The organism is Sphingobacterium sp. BIGb0165, assembly GCF_024810095.1.
Classification (GTDB): domain Bacteria; phylum Bacteroidota; class Bacteroidia; order Sphingobacteriales; family Sphingobacteriaceae; genus Sphingobacterium; species Sphingobacterium detergens.
Window position 1 is genome coordinate 285551 of sequence record NZ_JANUEB010000003.1, and the last position, 19640, is coordinate 305190.

Annotated in this window: 13 protein-coding genes; 9 read left to right on the plus strand and 4 right to left on the minus strand. The window is 44.2% G+C overall.

Annotated elements, in window-relative coordinates; genetic code table 11:
- Positions 1 to 17: 17 nt before the first annotated feature.
- The 3 genes from M2408_RS07735 to M2408_RS07745 are packed head-to-tail and all read right to left on the minus strand — an operon-like array spanning position 18 to position 3805.
- Positions 18 to 1040 (minus strand): NAD(P)-dependent oxidoreductase, encoded by a 1023-nt coding sequence (locus tag M2408_RS07735; protein ID WP_259180555.1) that lies wholly within the window; start codon positions 1038 to 1040, stop codon positions 18 to 20.
- 7 nt (positions 1041 to 1047) lie between these two features.
- Positions 1048 to 2277, minus strand: coding sequence for an Nramp family divalent metal transporter (locus tag M2408_RS07740; protein ID WP_259180556.1), 1230 nt, complete (start codon positions 2275 to 2277; stop codon positions 1048 to 1050).
- A gap of 4 nt (positions 2278 to 2281) precedes the next feature.
- Positions 2282 to 3805 carry a PQQ-dependent sugar dehydrogenase gene (locus M2408_RS07745; protein ID WP_259180559.1) on the minus strand — a complete coding sequence of 508 codons (1524 nt, stop codon included), beginning with the start codon at positions 3803 to 3805 and terminating at the stop codon, positions 2282 to 2284.
- A 375-nt stretch (positions 3806 to 4180) separates the two neighbouring features.
- Here M2408_RS07745 and M2408_RS07750 point away from each other — a divergent pair, with 375 nt between their 5' ends.
- From M2408_RS07750 to M2408_RS07765, 4 genes are all read left to right on the plus strand, one after another.
- A complete protein-coding gene (locus M2408_RS07750; protein ID WP_259180561.1) occupies positions 4181 to 7297 on the plus strand; it encodes a TonB-dependent receptor in 3117 nt (1038 codons plus the stop codon).
- Positions 7298 to 7308: 11 nt separating this feature from the next.
- A complete protein-coding gene (locus M2408_RS07755; protein ID WP_259180563.1) occupies positions 7309 to 8925 on the plus strand; it encodes a RagB/SusD family nutrient uptake outer membrane protein in 1617 nt (538 codons plus the stop codon).
- Between the two features lie 55 nt (positions 8926 to 8980).
- The gene (locus tag M2408_RS07760; RefSeq protein WP_259180564.1) at positions 8981 to 11704 is read left to right on the plus strand and encodes a hypothetical protein; all 2724 of its coding nucleotides are present in this window, start codon (positions 8981 to 8983) and stop codon (positions 11702 to 11704) included.
- A gap of 70 nt (positions 11705 to 11774) precedes the next feature.
- Positions 11775 to 12413 carry a GntR family transcriptional regulator gene (locus tag M2408_RS07765; protein WP_259180565.1) on the plus strand — a complete coding sequence of 213 codons (639 nt, stop codon included), beginning with the start codon at positions 11775 to 11777 and terminating at the stop codon, positions 12411 to 12413.
- A gap of 35 nt (positions 12414 to 12448) precedes the next feature.
- Here the strand turns inward: M2408_RS07765 and M2408_RS07770 are convergent, their stop codons facing one another.
- Positions 12449 to 13246 carry an SMP-30/gluconolactonase/LRE family protein gene (locus M2408_RS07770; protein WP_259180566.1) on the minus strand — a complete coding sequence of 266 codons (798 nt, stop codon included), beginning with the start codon at positions 13244 to 13246 and terminating at the stop codon, positions 12449 to 12451.
- Between the two features lie 159 nt (positions 13247 to 13405).
- Here M2408_RS07770 and M2408_RS07775 point away from each other — a divergent pair, with 159 nt between their 5' ends.
- Genes M2408_RS07775 through M2408_RS07795 form a run of 5 tightly spaced genes read left to right on the plus strand, consistent with a single transcriptional unit; the run spans position 13406 to position 19639 of the window.
- The gene (locus tag M2408_RS07775) at positions 13406 to 14728 is read left to right on the plus strand and encodes an aspartate aminotransferase family protein (RefSeq protein ID WP_259180568.1); all 1323 of its coding nucleotides are present in this window, start codon (positions 13406 to 13408) and stop codon (positions 14726 to 14728) included.
- 8 nt (positions 14729 to 14736) lie between these two features.
- On the plus strand, positions 14737 to 15915 hold the full coding sequence (dgoD, locus tag M2408_RS07780) for a galactonate dehydratase (protein WP_259180569.1): 1179 nt from the start codon (positions 14737 to 14739) through the stop codon (positions 15913 to 15915).
- A gap of 12 nt (positions 15916 to 15927) precedes the next feature.
- Positions 15928 to 16698, plus strand: coding sequence for an SDR family NAD(P)-dependent oxidoreductase (locus M2408_RS07785; RefSeq protein ID WP_259180571.1), 771 nt, complete (start codon positions 15928 to 15930; stop codon positions 16696 to 16698).
- Positions 16699 to 16701: 3 nt separating this feature from the next.
- Positions 16702 to 18093 (plus strand): hypothetical protein, encoded by a 1392-nt coding sequence (locus M2408_RS07790; protein ID WP_259180573.1) that lies wholly within the window; start codon positions 16702 to 16704, stop codon positions 18091 to 18093.
- Complete coding sequence (locus M2408_RS07795) at positions 18074 to 19639, plus strand: SLC5 family protein (protein WP_259180575.1); 1566 nt, start codon at positions 18074 to 18076, stop codon at positions 19637 to 19639. Before M2408_RS07790 ends, M2408_RS07795 begins: the two co-directional genes overlap by 20 nt.
- Position 19640: the final 1 nt, after the last annotated feature.

The window sequence follows — 19640 nt, forward strand, 5'->3', positions numbered from 1 at the left end:
AGAATAATTGTTTTTCCTTAAAATTTTCCCTTTCTTTCTTGAAAATGGGTGTCTTTGTTCCAAAGTTCACCGCCGTTCATTAACCAGTGTGCGGTAATATCAATGGCTTCCCGGATGGTCGTTTTTGGATAGCCAAATAGACGGTGACATTCAGAGGCATTATTGAGTAAAGCGGTTCCTACAGCTTGGTTTACAAATACCGGTGTGGTATTAAAATGTTCCGCAAAGCGCTCGGCGATCCAACGGATAGATAGGATCTCAGGACCAGTTACATTCAATATTTTGGCTGGTGTCTGGCAATGAAGCAGGGATCTTAATGCAATTTCATTGGCGTCTCCTTGCCAGATTACATTGACGTTTTCGGTTGTTAGGTCTATGGGTAATTGCTCTTTGACCGCTTTTGCTATTTCAACCAATACACCATAGCGAAAATCAACAGCATAGTTTAAACGATAGATAAGCGTTGGCGTATGATTTTTCTTGGCGAAATATTCGAAAATACGTTCTCGCCCCAAACAAGACTGTGCGTATTCACCCACAGGTTCTGGTGTAGTTTCTTCGGATACACCCGCTCGATTGATGGGGACAAAAGGAAGTACATTTCCTGACGAAAAGGCCACAATATTGGATTTTTCAAAATGTGAGGCAACCATTCCGGGGAGGTAGGTATTCATCGCCCAGGTGAAGTCTTCATTTCCCGTTGTGCCAAATTTATGACCAGCCAGATAGATGACATTGGGAACCTGTGGAAGCTGTTTGAGCTGTTCGGGATCCAATAGGTCACAGGCAATAGTCGAGATGCCAGTTTCTTCTAATTCTTGCTGGAGCTCTTTTGTTGAAAAGCGCGATACGCCAATAACCTTTTTTTCAATGCCAGCGGCCTTAATCGCCCGAATAGCTAATTTAGCCATACTTGGCCCCATTTTTCCGCCGATTCCTAAGAACAGGATATCTCCCTGGATTTTTTTTATGTCTTCAATGAGCTCCGCCGATGGTGCGAGTATCTGCCGCTCTAAAGCTGCTAAAGTGTTGTTATCCATAGCTGGTTTATGTGATTAAATTGTAAAAATTACTGATAGCGAGGGCGACGAGCAATACGAGTCCTAAAATCGCCCACAATTTCGTCAAAGGTTTGTTTTGGAGATCACCCATGATCTCCTTATCATTAGCGACAAGAAATAAGACAATACCAATAAATGGGACAAGGAAAATGGTGATGCTTTGCGCAAAAACAATAAGTTCTAGGGGTAGATTCCCGAAGATAAGTGCAATGACAGAACCAAAAATCATCACTAGGGATATGAACAGTTTGACTTTTGGGTGGTTTAGGTTATTGCCATATCCAAAAGTATCACCGAGTAATGAACCCCCAAGGACGGCATTTCCAATTAAGGAAGAAAAAGAAGCACCAAAGAGACCAATGAAAAAGAGGTGCGAAGCGTAGGTTCCCAAAAGTGGCTCCAGGGCACGGCCCATTTCGGCTGCCGAACTCAGTTTAATACCCTGAGGATGCAGTGTGTTCGCTGCGCATACCATCACCGCCGCACTCATGATACCAAGAATAATAATGCCAATCCGGCTTCCCATAAGCTGCCTTTGGGTGGTCTGCTGATCGTTGGATAATTTGCGTCTGGATTGCACCAGATAACTCTGATAGAAGGCGCCCACGATCGAAAAACAAGAAGCTGTAAAAGCGATGATCAGACCTACCGAGCCTGGTGGAATACTGGGTACAAATCCTTTGAAAAAGTCAGCTATAGGAGTCTCAATCATAATCGCTGTTGAAAGAAAGGCAAAGAGCATAAGAATAATCAGTGCCAGCATTAATTTTTCCAGCAGCGCATAAAATGATTTAAAGAAAAGCAGCAGGATACCGATCACGTTAAACACAATAATCCATATTTGGGGATTTGTCCCTGTTGCTTCTGAGATGGAGATTGATACCCCCGTCGCATTGCCCGATTGGAAACAGGTAGCGACAAGAAAAATACCGATACCAATAATGATGGCTGTTGTTTTTCCAAACTTATTACGAATCAAAGCGAGCAGGGATTCGTCACGGGCAATACCGATACGTGCCGCCATATTGGTGAAGACTGTCATGAAACAGATGGCAACAACCACAACCCAAAGGAGTGAAAAGCCGTAATCAGCACCCATTTTTGACGTAATAGTCATTTTGCTTGGGCCAAAAACCAAAGCTGCGGTAATGATTCCTGGCCCTAGGATGGATAGCCAGTTCTTGAATAAGGAGCGTTTAGGAGCTTGTTGTTCCATAAATTTAGCGTAATGAGGTTAAGTTTTGTTGGTTGATTTTAGTCGCATTATTCCCAAAATGAGTTCGAATATAATTTGCAACAGCGATGACTTCCTCGTCTTTGAGAAACGAAAATGCCGGCATTGCGCCCTCATATTTGACTCCATTGATCGATTGACCGTTCAGTCCATGCAAGAGCAGTTTTAGAAGTGCTTTTGGTTCACCATTGACCATCGTTGACTGTGCTAATGGCGGAAACGTATTTGTGAGTCCTTTGCCATCAGATTTGTGGCAGGAAGTGCAGTAAGAATCGTATAATGTCTGTCCGTTTTTTACACCGGGAACGATACTGTTGGCCGTTTGTGGCTTGAGGATAGGGGCCAGCGCTTTATCTGAAAGCCGTAGCCGGTAAATTACATCATCATCTGGTTTCGGAAATCCTTTTTGTGGATTCCAGTCCCTGTTGCTGGAACAGAAGTAAATATCACCATTGGGTAAAACCAGTACCGAACGCAGGCGGCCAAGTTGATCTTTAAATAGAACTTTTTCATCGGTTATCTTTTTGCCATCGGCTGATAATTTCAAAATCCGTAAGGACTGATTTTTTAGCGTTGCTAAAATCAAACTGTTCTGCCATTCCGGAATAGTAGCGATACCATAATAAGCCATTCCGGAGGGGGCAACAACTGGTGTCCACGATTTAATGGGTTCAGTTCGAGGGCTTAGCCTGGCTATGGCTTTCTCCTTTTCGGTATCAATCATACCTTCAATTTGTGGCCAGCCATAATTTTTAAGGGGCTGGATAAGATTAACCTCATCCTCAATGGCATCCCCATGTTCGGAAGTGTAGATCGTTCCTTTGTCGTTATGGGTAAGTCCCTGCATATTACGGAAACCCCAGGCATAAACATAACTGTTTGCTATCGGATTATCCGAAGGAATTGTACCATCCAGGTTTAGCCGCAAGATCTTTCCATTTAACGAACTGCTATCCTGTGCAAAGGTATCGCTTGCAGCGTCGCCTGTCGCCCAATAGACTTTTTTGTCAGAGGATACAATGACACGTGAACCGTTGTGTCCCGTATTGCCCGGTATCTGTAACAGGCGCTTTGGGTTGGACAGTCTGCCATCGGCACTGTAATCGTAGCGATATAAATTTGAAAAAATAAGACTGTCTCTTTTACTGGTATACGAAAGATAGAGATAGGCCTGCTCGTGTTCGGGCTGATACAAAGACATGCCTAACAGCCCGAGTGTACGCTGATGGTAGACATCTTTTAGGCTATCGACTAAACTGACCCTTTTTGTCCGTATATCCAGTCTACGGATACTTCCACCAATTTCCGAAAATAAGATAGCCTGATTTACATGATCGTATTGTAAGTCCCATGGAACCTGTAGGCCAGTGGCCTCTTTGGATAAAGAAAGTATGCTGTTCTCCAATTGGATGCTATTGATTATCACGGTGTCCTTTTCGCCCCGGGGAGAACAGGAAGATAGAAAGGACGTCAATAGCAATAGCCAAACACAGTTTATTTGTTGTTTCATTGTCGGTCAATGGTTATTCTTTTGATTTATCTGGTTATGTCAAAATTAGTTTATTAAAAATAAATATACAAAAAATAATGTAATTTGTATACAAAATAACTGAAAATACGTTGCTAAATTCGATTTAGTGTTCTTGTGAATTAATTCTATAGATGATTTTATTAGGTTAATCTGTATTTGTTGCGAAGACTGTTTTGTAAAAAAGTAAAAAAAATACTTAATTGTATACAAAAAATATATATTATTGTATTCACTATGATGAAGTATAGGAGCAGAGTCATTATAAATTATAACGACAAAACACTGCTTCTTTAAAATACCAATAAACTGAAGAGCTTATAAATCATTTATTTAACCACTTTAACCTGAGTATTCATGATACTAAAACAGATTAAAATCCGGGATGTGATAAACAGGAACTGCCTTTTGGTCGGACTACCTTTTATTTCAATGGGTGCATTTGCCACTGTTCCGTCTTTTCCTCACCTGGAAAAGATTCCCATTCAACGCGTTCTTACTTCGGCCGGGGGCGCAGCAAATTTTCAACAGCAGATCGTTGGGCAGGTGCTCGATGCGAAAGGTCAGCCATTGGCTGGGGTAGAGGTGCGCAATCTTAAAAACTCATCTGTTACGGTGACAGATCAGGAGGGACGGTTCAAAGTGAATGGGTCTTCTTCAGATCAGATTCAGTTTCGCCTGATCGGTTTTAGTACAAAGGTAGCCTCGGCTAGGGATGTGCAGGCTTTGGTGCTTGAAACGAATGAAAGTGCCCTGGATGAAGTTATTGTGGTTGGTTATGGGAAGCAGAAGAAAGAGAATCTAACGGGGTCTGTTTCCAGTGTCAGGTTTGATGAGTCAACGGTGAGCCGGCCAAATATGAATTTGGCTTCTGCTTTGGTCGGTAAAGCTTCGGGACTTAATATCGCACAGACCTCCGGTAGTCCGGGTGCGGAAGGGTTTGATCTGTTGATTCGTGGCAAGGGGACAATGAATGATGCTTCTCCTCTGGTTGTCATTGATGGGGTGCCCGGTGCACTGAATGATGTCAATCCCATTGATGTGGAAAGCATATCTGTGTTGAAGGATGCGTCATCGGCTGCAATATATGGTTCCCGGGCTGCGAATGGCGTTATATTGGTAACCACCAAGCGCGGGAAGGGAGAAGATTTTACAGTAACCTATAATGGGTACTTCGGGCGTCAGCAAGCAGCTAAAAATATCGGTTTTATAACCGATATGGCAACCCATATGGAGCTTGTTAACGAGTCGGAGGGGCGAGAAAAATATAGTGCTGAATTAATTGATACCTGGAGAAAAGAGTCGGCGGCCGGTAATCCGCTGTATCCAAATACAGATTGGTACAAGGAAATGCTGAATACCTCACCGTTAACCGAGCATACGCTCTCTGTTCGCGGTGGTGGTAAAAAAGGAAACTTTGCCATGTCCTTGGGTTTTCTGGATAATAAAGGGGTCGTAGATAATTCTGGTTATAAAAAATATGATTTTCGGATCAATGCCGATACGAAGATCAAGAATATATTGACATTGGGCGGAAATGTTTTTGGTACCTGGTCAAACCGGCAACCCTTGGATGTAAATAGTTTTTTTGGAGCGATCCGTAATACGACGCCGGGAGTTGTGCCGCAGTATGAGGACGGGCGTTATGGCGGGGAGATGTTCCCGGGGCTCCCTCAGGGGGCTAATCCAAGAGCTTATGTCGATAATATCCGCGGAGATTACGAAAGGCAAAAGCTTGGACTTAAGTTTTTTAGTATAGTGAATTTCATGGAGAATCTGGAGTGGGAGAGCAGTTTTGGTTTTAATTACAATAATAACCGGAATTGGGAATATGTGCGTCCTTATTCATTGTGGAACTTACAGACTGGATTGGAATATCAAAAAAAGCCAAGTGTAAGTAGTTTGTTCAATGGCAGTATCCGCAATTATACAACGGTGCTGAATACCTTGTTGCGGTACCGCGAAACAATTGCAGAGAATCATCATTTGGCAGTCTTGATGGGTTTTGATCAGCAGTATAACCGTATGGACAAATTTGATGCAAAAAAGAATGATATATTGGGGGATGATGCGATCTATATTCTGGATGCGGGGGCAAACCTCGAAGCGATCAATGGTTCCGGGACAGATGATGCCCTTCAGTCTTATTTTGGTCGTTTGAATTATGATTTCAAAGGAAAGTATCTATTTGAAGCAAATGCGCGCTATGACGGTTCTTCCCGATTTGCAAAGCAGAATAGATGGGGTTTCTTTCCATCCTTTTCAGCTGGCTGGCGTGTAACAGAGGAGGAGTTTGCTCAGCCTTTGAAAACAGTATTTGATGAAATTAAAATTCGTGGTTCATGGGGTCGGTTGGGAAATAATAGAATCGGGGATTATACCTATCAGGTAGTATACGGTTCTTATCTGTATCCATTCGGTGGCCAGCTGAAGCAGGGGGTAGCGCCAAAGGAAATCGCGAACAGTAAAATAAAGTGGGAAACGACCACGATTGCTAATATCGGTTTAGATCTTGCGCTATTGAAGAATAGGTTGACTTTCAGTGCCGAATATTTTGATCGCAACACATCTGATATCCTGACGAAGATCCCTATTCCGATGGTGATGGGTAACTTTTCACCGCCTTGGCAAAATGTTGCCGAGATGCGTAACAGAGGGGTTGATCTTCAGCTTGGATATTTTGGGAAAGTGGGTGCGGATTGGTCCTATAGTCTGAATGGGAACCTGTCCTTTCTGAATAATAAAGTGATTAAGTTTAATGGCAATAGATCAATCAATGAAAGTTATATTACCATGGAAGGAAAGCCTTTCAATAGTTTCTTTATGCTCGAGTTTGATCGGATTATACAGAATCAAAGTGAAATCGATCAATTGAAGGCAGATGGTTATACTTTTGGGACGTATGTGGGCGGAGAGCCTAAACCTGGAGATCTGTTGTACAAAGATGTGAACGGTGATAAGGTGTTTAATGAGGAGGATCGGGTTGTCAAGAATTATTCGGGATTGCCAAAAGTTACTTATGGACTGAGTCTGAGTGCAGGTTATAAAGGTTTTGATCTGAATGTTGTGGCACAGGGTGTTAGTGGTGTGAAGCAATATTGGGGAAACGACGGTTTTAATACCTTTAATATCAATGAAGGCTTCTTGCAGAATGCAGCGATTTTAAATCGCTGGACGCCTGAGAACCATTCTACCGAATATCCACGATTGCGTACTTCTGGCAGTGCTTTAAATACTGTATATAGTGATTATTGGTTGCAGAATACGTCGTTTTTAAGAATAAAATCGCTACAGCTGGGCTATGCTTTGCCAAAAGATGCTTCGGCAAAATTTAAAGTGGATAGGTTGCGTGTATTCGCTAATCTGGAAAATTACTTCACATTCACAAAGTTCAAAGGTTATAATCCGGAGAACGCCAGTGTCTCTTATCCCTTAATGAAACAATGGGTAGTTGGTTTAAATGTAACATTTTAAGACGAAAAGCCATGATTAAGAAATTTAACAAAATAATAATTGCATCACTTGCATTGGTGCTACTAAGCTCTTGTAGTGATTTTTTGGACCGAAACTCATTGGTCGGTCTTTCGGAGGAGAGTTTTTGGAAGTCTGAGCAAGATGCTGTCATGGGGGTGAATACCCTTTACCATGCCAATCGGGAATTTACCAATAGTATTGTGATTTATGGGATGATGGATGATTTTACCGATATATCCTATCAGTCTTTTGCAACAGGATTGACAACGGGTGTTTTTCCTGCCAATGCAGGTTTTTACCTAACCTCCTGGGGGATCTTTTTTAAAGGAGTGTATCGTGCAAATACGGCCCTAAAGAATATTCCTGCTATCGCAATGAGTGAAGCGATAAAAAAACGGAGTATTGGTGAAGCCAAGTTTTTCCGGGGGTATTTTTATTTTAAATTGTGGGACTATTTCGGTGGAGTTCCTTTATACGACAGTCCCATCAATGTGGATGAATCTTATGAACCCCGGAATACGGAGAAAGAGGTGTATGAGTTTATTGTCAAAGATATGACCGAAGCCTATGAGACATTGCCGGATACTTATGATGCTTCAAATAGGGGGCGTGTAACCAAATGGGCGGCTCTTGCCATGCGGGGCAAAGCGCATCTTTGGGCGAAGGAATATGCAAAAGCCGCTGCTGATTTTAAGGAGTTGATGGATAAAAGTGACCGCAAATTGCTTGCTGATTTTCATACGCTGTTTCGGGTTGCTGGTAATAACAATAGCGAAGTGATCTTTGATGTGCAATATATTGCTGAACAGGGGCATGGTATAGCGACGGATCGTAATTATGGAAATGCACGGGGTGCGACGACAGGGTCCCAAAGGACAAGGCCAACACCTCAGCTTGTCAATGCTTTTGATATGGAGGATGGAACGGCTTTTAATTTTGCAAATTATACCAATGCAAAAGGGCTGCCTTTTAACCCCAATAGTGTGGAGGATTGGAAAGATGAGGCTTCGGTACGTAAGCTTTTTGAAAAACGGGATCCGCGTCTGCAGCAGTCTATTGTTGTGCCATGGTCGACTTTTGTGGGGCGCGGTGGTGTGACTTATCTGTATAAGTTTCCGGTGGCGAGCACCGATCCGAATGCTTATGTGCCTGTGTGGACAAATGGCAGTTATGCATGGCGCAAATTTGTGGAGACGGGGTCTGTTTATACGCTTCAGGATAATATGCCACAAAACTTTCCATTGATTCGCCTGGCGGATGTACTGCTGATGTATGCTGAAGCAAAGAATGAGACCTTGGGTGCGCCTGATCAAACGGTTTATGATGCCGTGAATGCGGTTCGTAAAAGAGTTAAAATGCCTGATCTGCCTTCTGGTATGAACAAAGAGCTCATGCGTGAAAAAATACGCCATGAACGTATGGTGGAGCTGGCTGGTGAGGGGCAGCGGTATTCGGATATCCGACGATGGAAAATCGCTAAAGATGTCGTGGATAAAGTTTGGATGACAGATTTTAACGGGACTCAGATCAGACAGCGGGGTTTTCCGGATCATTATTATCTGTGGCCTATTCCGCAGGCAGAAAGGGATGTGAATCCAAAGTTGACACAAAATCCGGGCTGGGAGTAGAAATACTTCCACCGGTTGGCTAAATAGTTGTATTGTATCATTGGTAATGAGTTTGATGAAAACATATTTTTCGTTGTTTTTGGTGTTGGTATTAACGTCAGTTTCCTACGCGCAGCAAAAAGAGATTCTGGTTGACTTGAGTCGGGGTGACTTAAATAAAAAGACCGTCGTTTATGAAAAACCAAAAGGAGGAAGTGGGCCGGGGCTGGTGTTGAAAACCGTTCCTCATGCCGGTTACCCTGATCGTTTGGCAGATATTGAAGTTACGGTTAAGGTGTCGCAGGCTGGATGGTATGTGCTGGAGTCAGATGCCCAACCTCAGGATCTGGAGCGGTTAAAACAGGAAGATGAAACAGGTCTAATGACAAAAGTCGCCTATTTTCAACTGGGTAGACAGCGGGTGACAAAGCGTATAGTGTATGATAATCTGAAAGGTGGGCATCAGGAGCTTGGGAAATTTGAGCTGCTAAATGCAGCGGAAAAAATGAAAATCTGGCTACCTGCAAATTTAATGTTGCAGGGCTTGCGCCTCAGACCTTATGTTCCACCTGCGGCACCTTTAGCGGCTGTACATTATCAGCCTAAAATTACGCCACCACAAGAAAGGCCAAGGTTGTGGGTGAATAAAGAAAGTTTGCCTGTTGTCAGAGAACGGCTTTTGTCTGAAGAGAATGGTTCGGCATGGGCTAAAGTGAAAGCTTCGGCTTTAATGCCCTATACCTTTCCGACCAATGAACATCAGGAAATATTTTACAATGAAGGGCTGGAGCATGTTATTGAGCAGAAAGCTTTTTACTACCTCATGACGCAGGATGAGCGGATTGGCCGGGAAGCTGTGGATCTGGTTTCGCGTTATTTGTCAGTTCTGGAATTTGGGAATGTAACACATGGGGATATTACCCGTGAATTGGGACGGGCGATCTATACAGGGGCACTGGTCTATGATTGGTGTTATCCACTGATGGATGCCGGTGTTAAAAGTCAGATGCGGAAAGACTTTAAGCGGTTGGTCATGGATATGGAGGTGGGGTGGCCGCCGTTTTATGGGCTGGAGAGTATTATTAACGGTCATGGTAACGAAGCGCAAATCTGCCGAGATATGCTGTCCTGGAGTTTGGCTGTATATGATGAAGATCCTGAGCCCTATAAATATGTTGCTTATAGCGTGCTGGAGCAGCTTGTGCCGATGCGTAAATTTGAATACCAGTCTCCACGCCACAACCAGGGGGTTGATTATGGTGGTTATCGTTTTGGCTGGGAAATGCATGGTGCCTGGTTGTATTATCGTATGCTTGGCTATCCCGTATTTGATGATAATATCAAGAATATGCCTTATTATTGGCTATATATGCGTACGCCCGACGGGAAAATGCTGCGTGATGGCGATATGTTTAATGTGAAGTATAATTCCAGTGATGATTTTTATTGGAAGAATCCCCAGACAATGTTGCTCTGTTATGCCTATTCGGGAAATGCAATGATCAAGGCTGAATTTTTGAAACAGGGTGGTTTGCCTGACAATCCGGTGCTGTTTCTGTTGTTAAATGATCCGAAGCTTAAAGCGGATTTCGATCGCTCAAAGCTGCCATTGACCAAAGATTTTGGACCTGTTTTGGGGTCTATGGTTGCCCGGACAGGATGGAGTGAGGGGAAAACAAGTAAGGAGGTCGTTGCGGAGATAAAAGGTGCTGGTTATCATTTTGGAAACCATCAACATGCGGATGCCGGCGCCTTGCAGATTTATCATCATGGTATTCAGGTGGGTGATCTGGGTTTATATCTTTCTTATGGATCACCTTATGACTTTAATTTTAATAAGCGATCCGCGGCGCATAGTATGCTGTTGGTTCGTGATCCTGCCGAGCCGCTCTTGTTCCGGACCAAAACTAATGATGGTGGGACGCGGTTTAGCCAGCGCTTTCCGCGTACCGTAGCGGAGGTGCTCGGTGACTCCTGGTACCATACCGGAGAAATCAGGGCTTCGGCATTTGGTCCGGATCCTATCCAGCCGGCCTACAGTTACTTTAATGCAGACCTTACTGCGGCCTATTCGTCCAAAGTGAAATCGTATGCAAAGAGTTTTCTGTTTTTGAATCTGAAACGGAAAGATGTGCCTGCTGCTATTGTATTATTGGATGAATTGCAAACCAATAATAGCGAATTTCAGCCCTACTGGCAGATTAATACACTGAATAAACCGGTCATTAATGAGGCAGGGTTTGTTTTGAATAATCAGTTTAAAGGTGCGGGCGGGACCACCTATGTCGATATGTTTAAGCCTGCGGTATTCGATCGGGAGCTGAAGGTTTATGCTGGTGATTCCACGGCTTTTGTATTCGGGGACTTGTACCAGGTGAAATCGCCCTGGCCTGAGGCGCGGGGTGCGCGGGTTTTGGTTAGCCCAAAAGCCAAAAGTACGCAGGTGAGTTATGCGACGGTTTTTCAAATGGCGGAAAGTGCCGAAGCAAAATTACCGGTGAGTTATGAAGAAAAGGAAGATTATTACCTGGTCCGGATTGCAGATCGTGTGCTCGTTATTGCGAAACCCGATCGGTATCTCGATAAAGCGGTTGAAATCGCTGTTCCTGCGGACCGGGAATACGAAGTGATTGTTGTGGGCTTGAAAGATGGTTTCTGGAATGTGAAAAATCCATCGAAAAATAGTAGCTTTAATATAAATATCCTCAAAGGGAATCATACGACCAGTTGGAAATCTAAGGCAGAACTATTCTATTTGTCACCAGGGAGACAGTATGGTGTCCGTGAAGGGGCGTTTTAGTAAAGGAATATATTGTTTAAATTTTTTAAATGATTTTGTATTCTTATTTTTGTAGAAAATTGTATACAATATGAAAGAGGATTCGCTTGCCAATAAGGTTTATTTAGAAGTCCGCAAGAAGATTTTATCAAGCCAGCTCGCTGGTGGAGCGCGGTTGGTCGAAAGTGCCTGGGCTGACAAGTTGGCTGTAAGCAGGGTTGCTGTTCGCGAAGCCTTTATGCGTTTGGCGGGAGAGAGTCTGGTGGAGTTTGGTGAAAAGGGGGGGTGTTTTGTGAAAAAGATGACTGTCGAGGATGTGCGGGATATCCGTGAGCTGCGTGAGTTGCTTGAAGTCGGAGCTTTAAAGATTTTGTTTTCAAAAAAGAATAAACAGCTGATTGATGATTTGGAATTGATCTGCAACGACTTTTCAGACATGGTCAGCAAAGGGTATTATGGTGGAGCCTGTGAGGCAGATGTACGCTTTCATGAACGTATTATCGAAGGTACTTGCAATTCCAGGCTAATCGCTATTTATAAAAATAGCAATATTCCTTTATTTCACATGAAATTGGGGGCTATTCTTGGGCAGATGGAGGATTATCTGGATACCGAACAAGAGCATCGAGCGATTGTGGATGCGTTAAAAGCGAATGATTGGAACAAGGCTTATGAAACTTTGGTGCATCACCTCGATCGAGGTGAGCAAGAGGCTTTGGAACTTGTGTAAAGTCTTGCCGGAATATACAAAAAAGGGGATATATATTATAATATCCCCTTTTTTGTGTGAATCAATTGCAATAATTGACCCTTTTCTGCTTCTGTAATAATCAATCCCATCGCTCCGGATGGGTCTACTGCACAATTGGTTGGGTTTTGTCCTGATGTTTGAATTTTTTCAGTGACTGTGCCGCTTTGATCCAGCGCGAGGATATGCCCTGAGCCATATATGGCAACAAATAAATTGCCTGCCTCATCAAATGCGATCCCATCGGGTCCGATCTGTCCACCTGCAAGTGCAAATTTTTCAATGGAATCCATTTGACATGATAAGGCATTCCAGTTCATTTTCCAGATCCATTTACTGCCTGTTTCGGCAATATATAATTTGCTGCTGTTGGGGGCAAAGGCTAGTCCGTTCGGGTAGCACATGTTCTGATGGACGGCATGCGCCATGCCGTTGGTCCGTAGGCAGCAGATATAGCCCGTTCCATCTGTCAATTCGCTCCCCGGACAAGTAAATAACAGATTTCCGTTGCTGTCAAAACATAAGTCATTGGGCATTTTTAATGATTTGTTGTCGAGTTCATTCAGGAGTGTGTCGCGGCTGTTGTTGGTGGGGTTATACCTGCGGATGCTGTTTTGTAATGCATCGCAGAACCAGATTGTTCCGTCTGGCGCAACGGCAATTCCGTTGGGATGCCCATCGACCTGTATGCGATCGTACTTGTTGTCCCTGTAGCGGATTAGGTTGCCGGCTTCTTTTTCTACCAGCCATATCGTGCCTTGTTGATCAAAGGCGGGGCCTTCCGGAAAGTGTAGGCCGTCAATAAGTATATTCATCTGAATTATTTTAAAATTTATTTTAAATGTATACAAAAATATTGTAATTTGGTATACATAAAATAGTGTGTATTTAAATACAGGATTGCTGTATCGCGCATTAGATACAAAGCAGTCATCCCAATTATAAAAATAATAAAAGCAAAACTTTTAATAGGCATGCAAGAAAACGAAAGATCAGCCGCAATACTGCGCGAGAATGCAAAATGGATACCAGGAGGTGTGGTATCGTTGAACAGGAAGTCGGATCCTAATATCTGCTTCGTTAAGGGAAATGGTAGCCATGTGGAGGATATCGACGGAAATAGTTATATCGATTATCAGGCTGGATTTGCAGCTTCCTTTCTTGGTCATAATGATCCGGATGTCAATGCTGCGGTATTGAAGACGCTTCAGGAGCAGCAGCTGCTGATGGGAGCGGGTCCTACTTTATTGGAAGGGGAGTTTGCGGAACTATTTTGTGCATCAGTTCCCAATGCCGAGAGTGTGCAGATTACGACAACGGGATCCGAGGCCACTTATCATGCGATCCGGATTGCCCGTGCGGTGACGGGACGCGATCATATCATCGTCATGCAGGGCGGATACAATGGTTGGCATAATGATGTGGCCTGCAATGTGATCAGCCAAAAAGCGGATATCGGATCTTATCAAAGTCCCGGTGAATATCCCTTTGACTCACTGAGCGCCGGGGTTCCCAAAAACCACAGTGATCTGGTACATGTTATCAATTATAATGACTTGGATAGTGTTCGTTATGTACTGCAGAAGTATTCAGTAGCCTGCATCTTATTGGAACCTATTTTACAGAATATCGGTATCGTTAAGCCGCAAGCCGGATATCTGGAAGGACTTCGTAAGCTTGCAGATGAGCAGGGTTTCTTATTGATCTTTGACGAGGTAAAAACTGGATTTAGACATGCTTTAGGCGGTTATCAATCCATTTGTGGTGTTCAGCCAGATCTTTCCACCTTTGGCAAAGCGGTAGCGAATGGTTATCCTTTGGGAGTAATTGCAGGAAAGAAAAAGTACATGGATTATTTTGTTGATCCGGATAAAACCAAGCGGGTCATGATTGCGGGAACATTCAATGCTTTTCCGCTGACAACAGCCGCGGCAATTGCAACATTGAAAAAACTTTCTAGTCCTGAACACCAGGTCTATAAGCATGTTGAACATCTGGGCGCACGCTTGGAACAGGGATATCAGGAAATATTTCCTAAATTAGGTGTACCATTTTATGTCGCTCGTCAAGGCTCGGCTTTCTGTACTTACTTTATGGATCATGCGCCGCTTAATTTTCACGATATTCTGGATAATCATGATTTCGAATTGGATATCCGCTACCGCAAAAATCTCATAAAAGAAGGAATCTTTAATTTCCCGGCTGCAATTAAGCAGGGAAGTATTTCCTTTGCGCATACGGAAGATGATATTGACCGGACCTTAGAAGCGACAGCACGTGTAATAAAAACTTTGTAACCCTGACTATGAAAATAACCGCTATCGAAACCTTTGTATGCCATGCGCGCATGCGAAATTGGATTTTTGTTAAAGTTGTAACCGATCAGCCCGGGCTTTGGGGCTGGGGTGAGGCGACGTTGGAGTGGCATACACAAAGTGTCGTTGGTGCAATTAAAGATATTTCTCAGCTGTTGGTCGGCGAGGATCCACGCCGCATTGAGTATCTGTGGCAGATGATGTACCGCCAGCATTTTTGGCATGGGAACGGAATTGTCCGCGGAACGGCAATCAGTGGTATTGATATTGCCCTATGGGATATTTTAGGTAAAATTCATAATGTGCCCTGTCATGAATTGTGGGGTGGTCGAGTACGGGATTATATCCGTCTCTATTGTCATTTGGGTGGTGGCCGAATGGAAGATTTTTACGAAACAGCACCTGACGACGCTAAACGTTTTGGCGATCTTGCCTTAAAGGCCGTTGATGAAGGTTTTACGGCTTTTAAATCCATGGCTGTTCCGGAAACAATGTCCCTGGAAGGGCTTCGCCCGATTAAATATGCTGAAGCCTGTGTCAAGGCAATGCGCGATGCCGTGGGGGATGATATTGATATTATGGTCGATTGCCATGCACGTCCTAGTCCACGCATGGGTATGCAATTTGCCAAAGCGCTAGAACCTTATGGTCTGTACTTTTTTGAGGAGCCATGCTGGCCCGAAACCATGGAGGATATTGCCCTGATCCAACGGGCGGTAGCGACACCTATCGCTTCCGGCGAACGCCTGATCGGTGTGCATGCTTTTCGGGATATGCTTGAAAAACGTGCGGTAAGTGTTATTCAGCCTGATATCACACATTGTGGTGGATTATCTGAAGCCCGCAAAATAGCTGCTTTGGCGGATGCTTATCGTGTGTCTATGGCGCCTCATAATCCACAGGGACCTGTAAGTACAGCTGCCTCTATCGAGTTGGGCTTCGCAACACCTTCATACATTATCTGTGAGAGTGTTCACAAAGATGTTGAATGGCGACAAGATGTCGTCAGTGAAGGATTTACGGTGCAAGAAAAAGGCCGTATTGTCCTCCCCAATACAAGAGCTGGTCTGGGTATTGAAATCAATGAAGAGGAGGTGAAAAAGCATCCGTTCCAACAGGAAATTTTACAGCGTACATTTTACAGAGATGGCAGTGTTGGGGATTGGTAGATTTAAATAGATATGAGAGCAGAATATAAAAACAAAGTGGTTTTGATCAGTGGTGGACTGGGTGATATTGGCAGGGCAATAGCCGAGGCTTTCCTGACGGCGGAGGCAATTGTCTGTATTGCGGATCGTTTTGCACCAGCACTTGCGAAAGAGCGGTGGCCTTCGCTCGATGAATCTCAGACCAACCTATTTTACGATCAGGTTGATGTTGCGGATGCTGATCAGGTGGAGTCTTGGGTTGATCGTATAGAGCGGGAGCTTGGAGCAATAGCGATCTGTATTGCTAATGCGGCCTGTGTCACGATTCAAAACTTTCGGGAGCTCAGCAATGCGGCCTGGAAAAACGAAATGGCGGTCAATCTGGACGGTGCTTTTTTTCTGGCCAATGCCTGTGCTAAATCATTTGTAGCGACTGGTGTCCGGGGGAATATTGTCTTTTTGGGCAGTTGGGCAGGGCATGCTGTACACCAGAACCTGCCGGCATATAGCGTTTCCAAAGCTGGCTTACGGATGCTTTGTCAAACCATGGCGCTTGAGTATGCTATTGATGGAATCCGTGTCAACGAAATTGCACCCGGTTATGTCAATGCGGGCTTGAGTAAAGTGGTTTGGTCCAATGATGCCGCACTCCAAAAAAAGGCTGCAGCAGTAGTACCACTGGGGGATATCCTCGAAGCGGAGGAAATAGCCAAACAGGTGCTTTGGATATGCTCCGACAATTGCAGACAGATGACGGGGACAAGTATCGTACTGGATGGAGGCCTCTCATTAATTAGACCTTAGATCATGGAACAAAAGGATCCAAGAAAAGAAACAACAGGTGGTTTACAGGCTAAAATTGGACTTGGCCAATGTGATATTACACCTAGCTTAGGGATCTATTCGCGCAATTGGGGGGCAGCTACTTTTGACCGGGCTGTTGCTGTGCACCAGCCCTTGCTGATGCATTGCCTTTATATGGCGCCTGTTGATTCTCCTCCTGCCATTATATTGACAGCCGATCTGGGCTGGTGGAAAAATGCGGAAGACGAACGGGCATTGCGTTTTGCATTGCTCGATCATTTCAATCTGACAGCATCACAGCTGGTCTTTACACTTTCACATACACATGCTGGCCCCAGTATCTGTTCTACGGATATACATCAGCCCGGAGGTGAGTTGATTCCACCGTATCTGGAATTCTTAAAAGCGCAGGCGATCAGCTGTGTCCAGCAGGCGAAGGATGGATTATTTGAAGGGAGTTTACATTGGAGTTATGGGGTATGCGATCTGGCCTGTAATCGGGATCTGGAAATTAATGGCGAATATCTCATCGGCTTTAACCCTCTAAAAGAAGCGGATCATACCTTATTACTAGGGCGTGTGTACGATAACACCGAAAAATTAAAGGCGGTGATCTGCAATTATGCCTGTCATCCGACGAGTTTTGCCCACGAAAACGAACTGCTTTCTCCGGATTTTGTTGGTGAAATGCGGCATACGGTGGAAGCGGTCTTGAAAGTTCCCTGCTTGTTCCTGCAGGGCGCATCGGGGGATCTTGCTCCCAAACGTCAATATGTCAAAGATCCGGCTTTGGTAGAAGCAAATGGTCGGCAGTTGGGCTATGCGGTGCTTGGAACCTTGGTCCAGGAGGATCATGCAGCTCAGCGTTGGGCGTTTGACAAAGCCTTAATTTCAGGAGCACCTTTGGCTTGTTGGAGTTTTCAGGAACAGGTATTATCAACTGAATTCAAGCAGCTTGTGCATACTGTAAAAGTACCATACAAAAATTTGCCGAGCCTTGAGGCTATTTTTCAGGAGTATGAAAGCTGTACTGATCGGGTTATGAAAGATCGCCTTTGGCGGAAATATAATACCCGCAAGACCATTGCTGATCAGCGGGAAGCAACCATTCCGGTATGGCTGTGGAAAATGGGAGATGCTATTTTGGTGGCCCAGGCCAATGAAGCATACTCTTGTTACCAGTCGATTATACGGGCTGAATTTCCCAACCATACCATTGTCTTTATCAATATCGCCAACGGTTACGTTGGCTACCTCGCGCCAGCGGAATGCTATGATAAAGATATCTATGCCGTATGGCAGAGTCCTTACGAACAAGGTAGTCTCGAGATACTTATTGAACAAACGAAATTAGGAATTCAAACATTACTGACCGATGAAACTAGATTGGATTGATGTCATTATTTTTGCGGTATACATAGTCGGTATCGTCGTATTGGGATTATATGCCTCGAAGAAAAGTTCCTCGTCCAAACGGGACTATTTTTTGGCAGGAGATAAGTTGCCCTGGTGGATGATCGGCGGGAGTATTATTGCCGCAAATATCAGTAGCCATCATCTTGTCGGTGCCATGGGAGCAGCCTATAGCCGTGGGTTTGTGGCCATCACCTTGGAATGGGGGGCCATATTGATCGGTTTTAATGCGCTGCTTTGGATATTTCTGCCTTTCTACATACGCAATGGCTTTTATACAATTCCCGAATATCTTGAAAAAAGATATGGAAATGCCACTCGCGTGCTCTATGCGATCTTGATCTTATTTACCTACGTTTTTGTGGAAATCGGAGCAGTGCTCTATCTGGGTGGACTCTCTTTACATGCTTTATTTGGTATTCCTATTCTGTATAGTATTTTTGGAATGGCGATTTTGACGGGCTTGTACACCGTGTTAGGAGGGCTGAAAGCCGTTATCTGGACCGAAATGGTTCAACTGGTTATCCTAGTGCTCGGCGGTGTCGTCCTGACCTTTGCAACCATCAATGCGGCAGGCGGATTTCAGTCCGTCGTGGAATCATCCAAAGACTGGAAGATGTTCTATCCGGCTTCCGATCCCGACTTTCCCTGGACAATGTATTTAGGCGGTTTGCTTTGTATCAGTGTATTCTACTGTGCGACCAATCAATTTATTGTTCAGCGCGTATTGGCCGCAAAAAATGAATGGCATGGCCGTATGGGCGTTATTTTCGGTGATTACCTTAAATTTTTGGTCCCGCTGATCATAACGATTCCGGCTCTGGTAGCACCTAAATTTTTACCGCATTTAGATCAACCGGATCTGTTATTTGCGACGCTCGTAGAAACGCTGTTGCCCAAAGGGTTGATCGGTCTGGTCATGGCTGGTCTCATCTCTGCGATTATGTCCCATATTTCTGGCGCTATAAATTCCTGTACAACCATACTCACAGTAGATATTTACAGTCAATACATCAATAAAAATGCCTCTGATGATCAAGCGATACGTTTTGGTAAACGTGCTGGAGTCGTCATTATTGTGCTTGGTATTATGAGTGCTGTGGTATTGATTAGTTATTCCGACAAACCTGTATTCCTCTACCTGATGAATCTGTATGGTTTATTTACGCCGGGTATAGCTACCATGTTTCTGATGGGGGTCTTTTGGAAGCGGACGACGGCACAGGGAGCGTTGACGGCTGGCTTATTGACCATTCCACTTTCGTTGCTCTTGGAATATGTACTTCCAGATATGCCATTTTTTAACAGAACGGGCATTGTGTTCTGGACCTGCATGATCGCCTGTGTATTGGTGAGTTTATGTACACCGGCCGTTCCGGAAGCGCGGCTGAAAAACCTGATATTGACACGCGATTCGCTTCAGATGCCCGAAGGAGATCAAGCCTCTTATCGTGGCTTTCGGAATCCAACCCTCTGGTGGATAATTATTACAGTGATGGTGCTGTATTTTTATGTGCGCTATTTTTAAC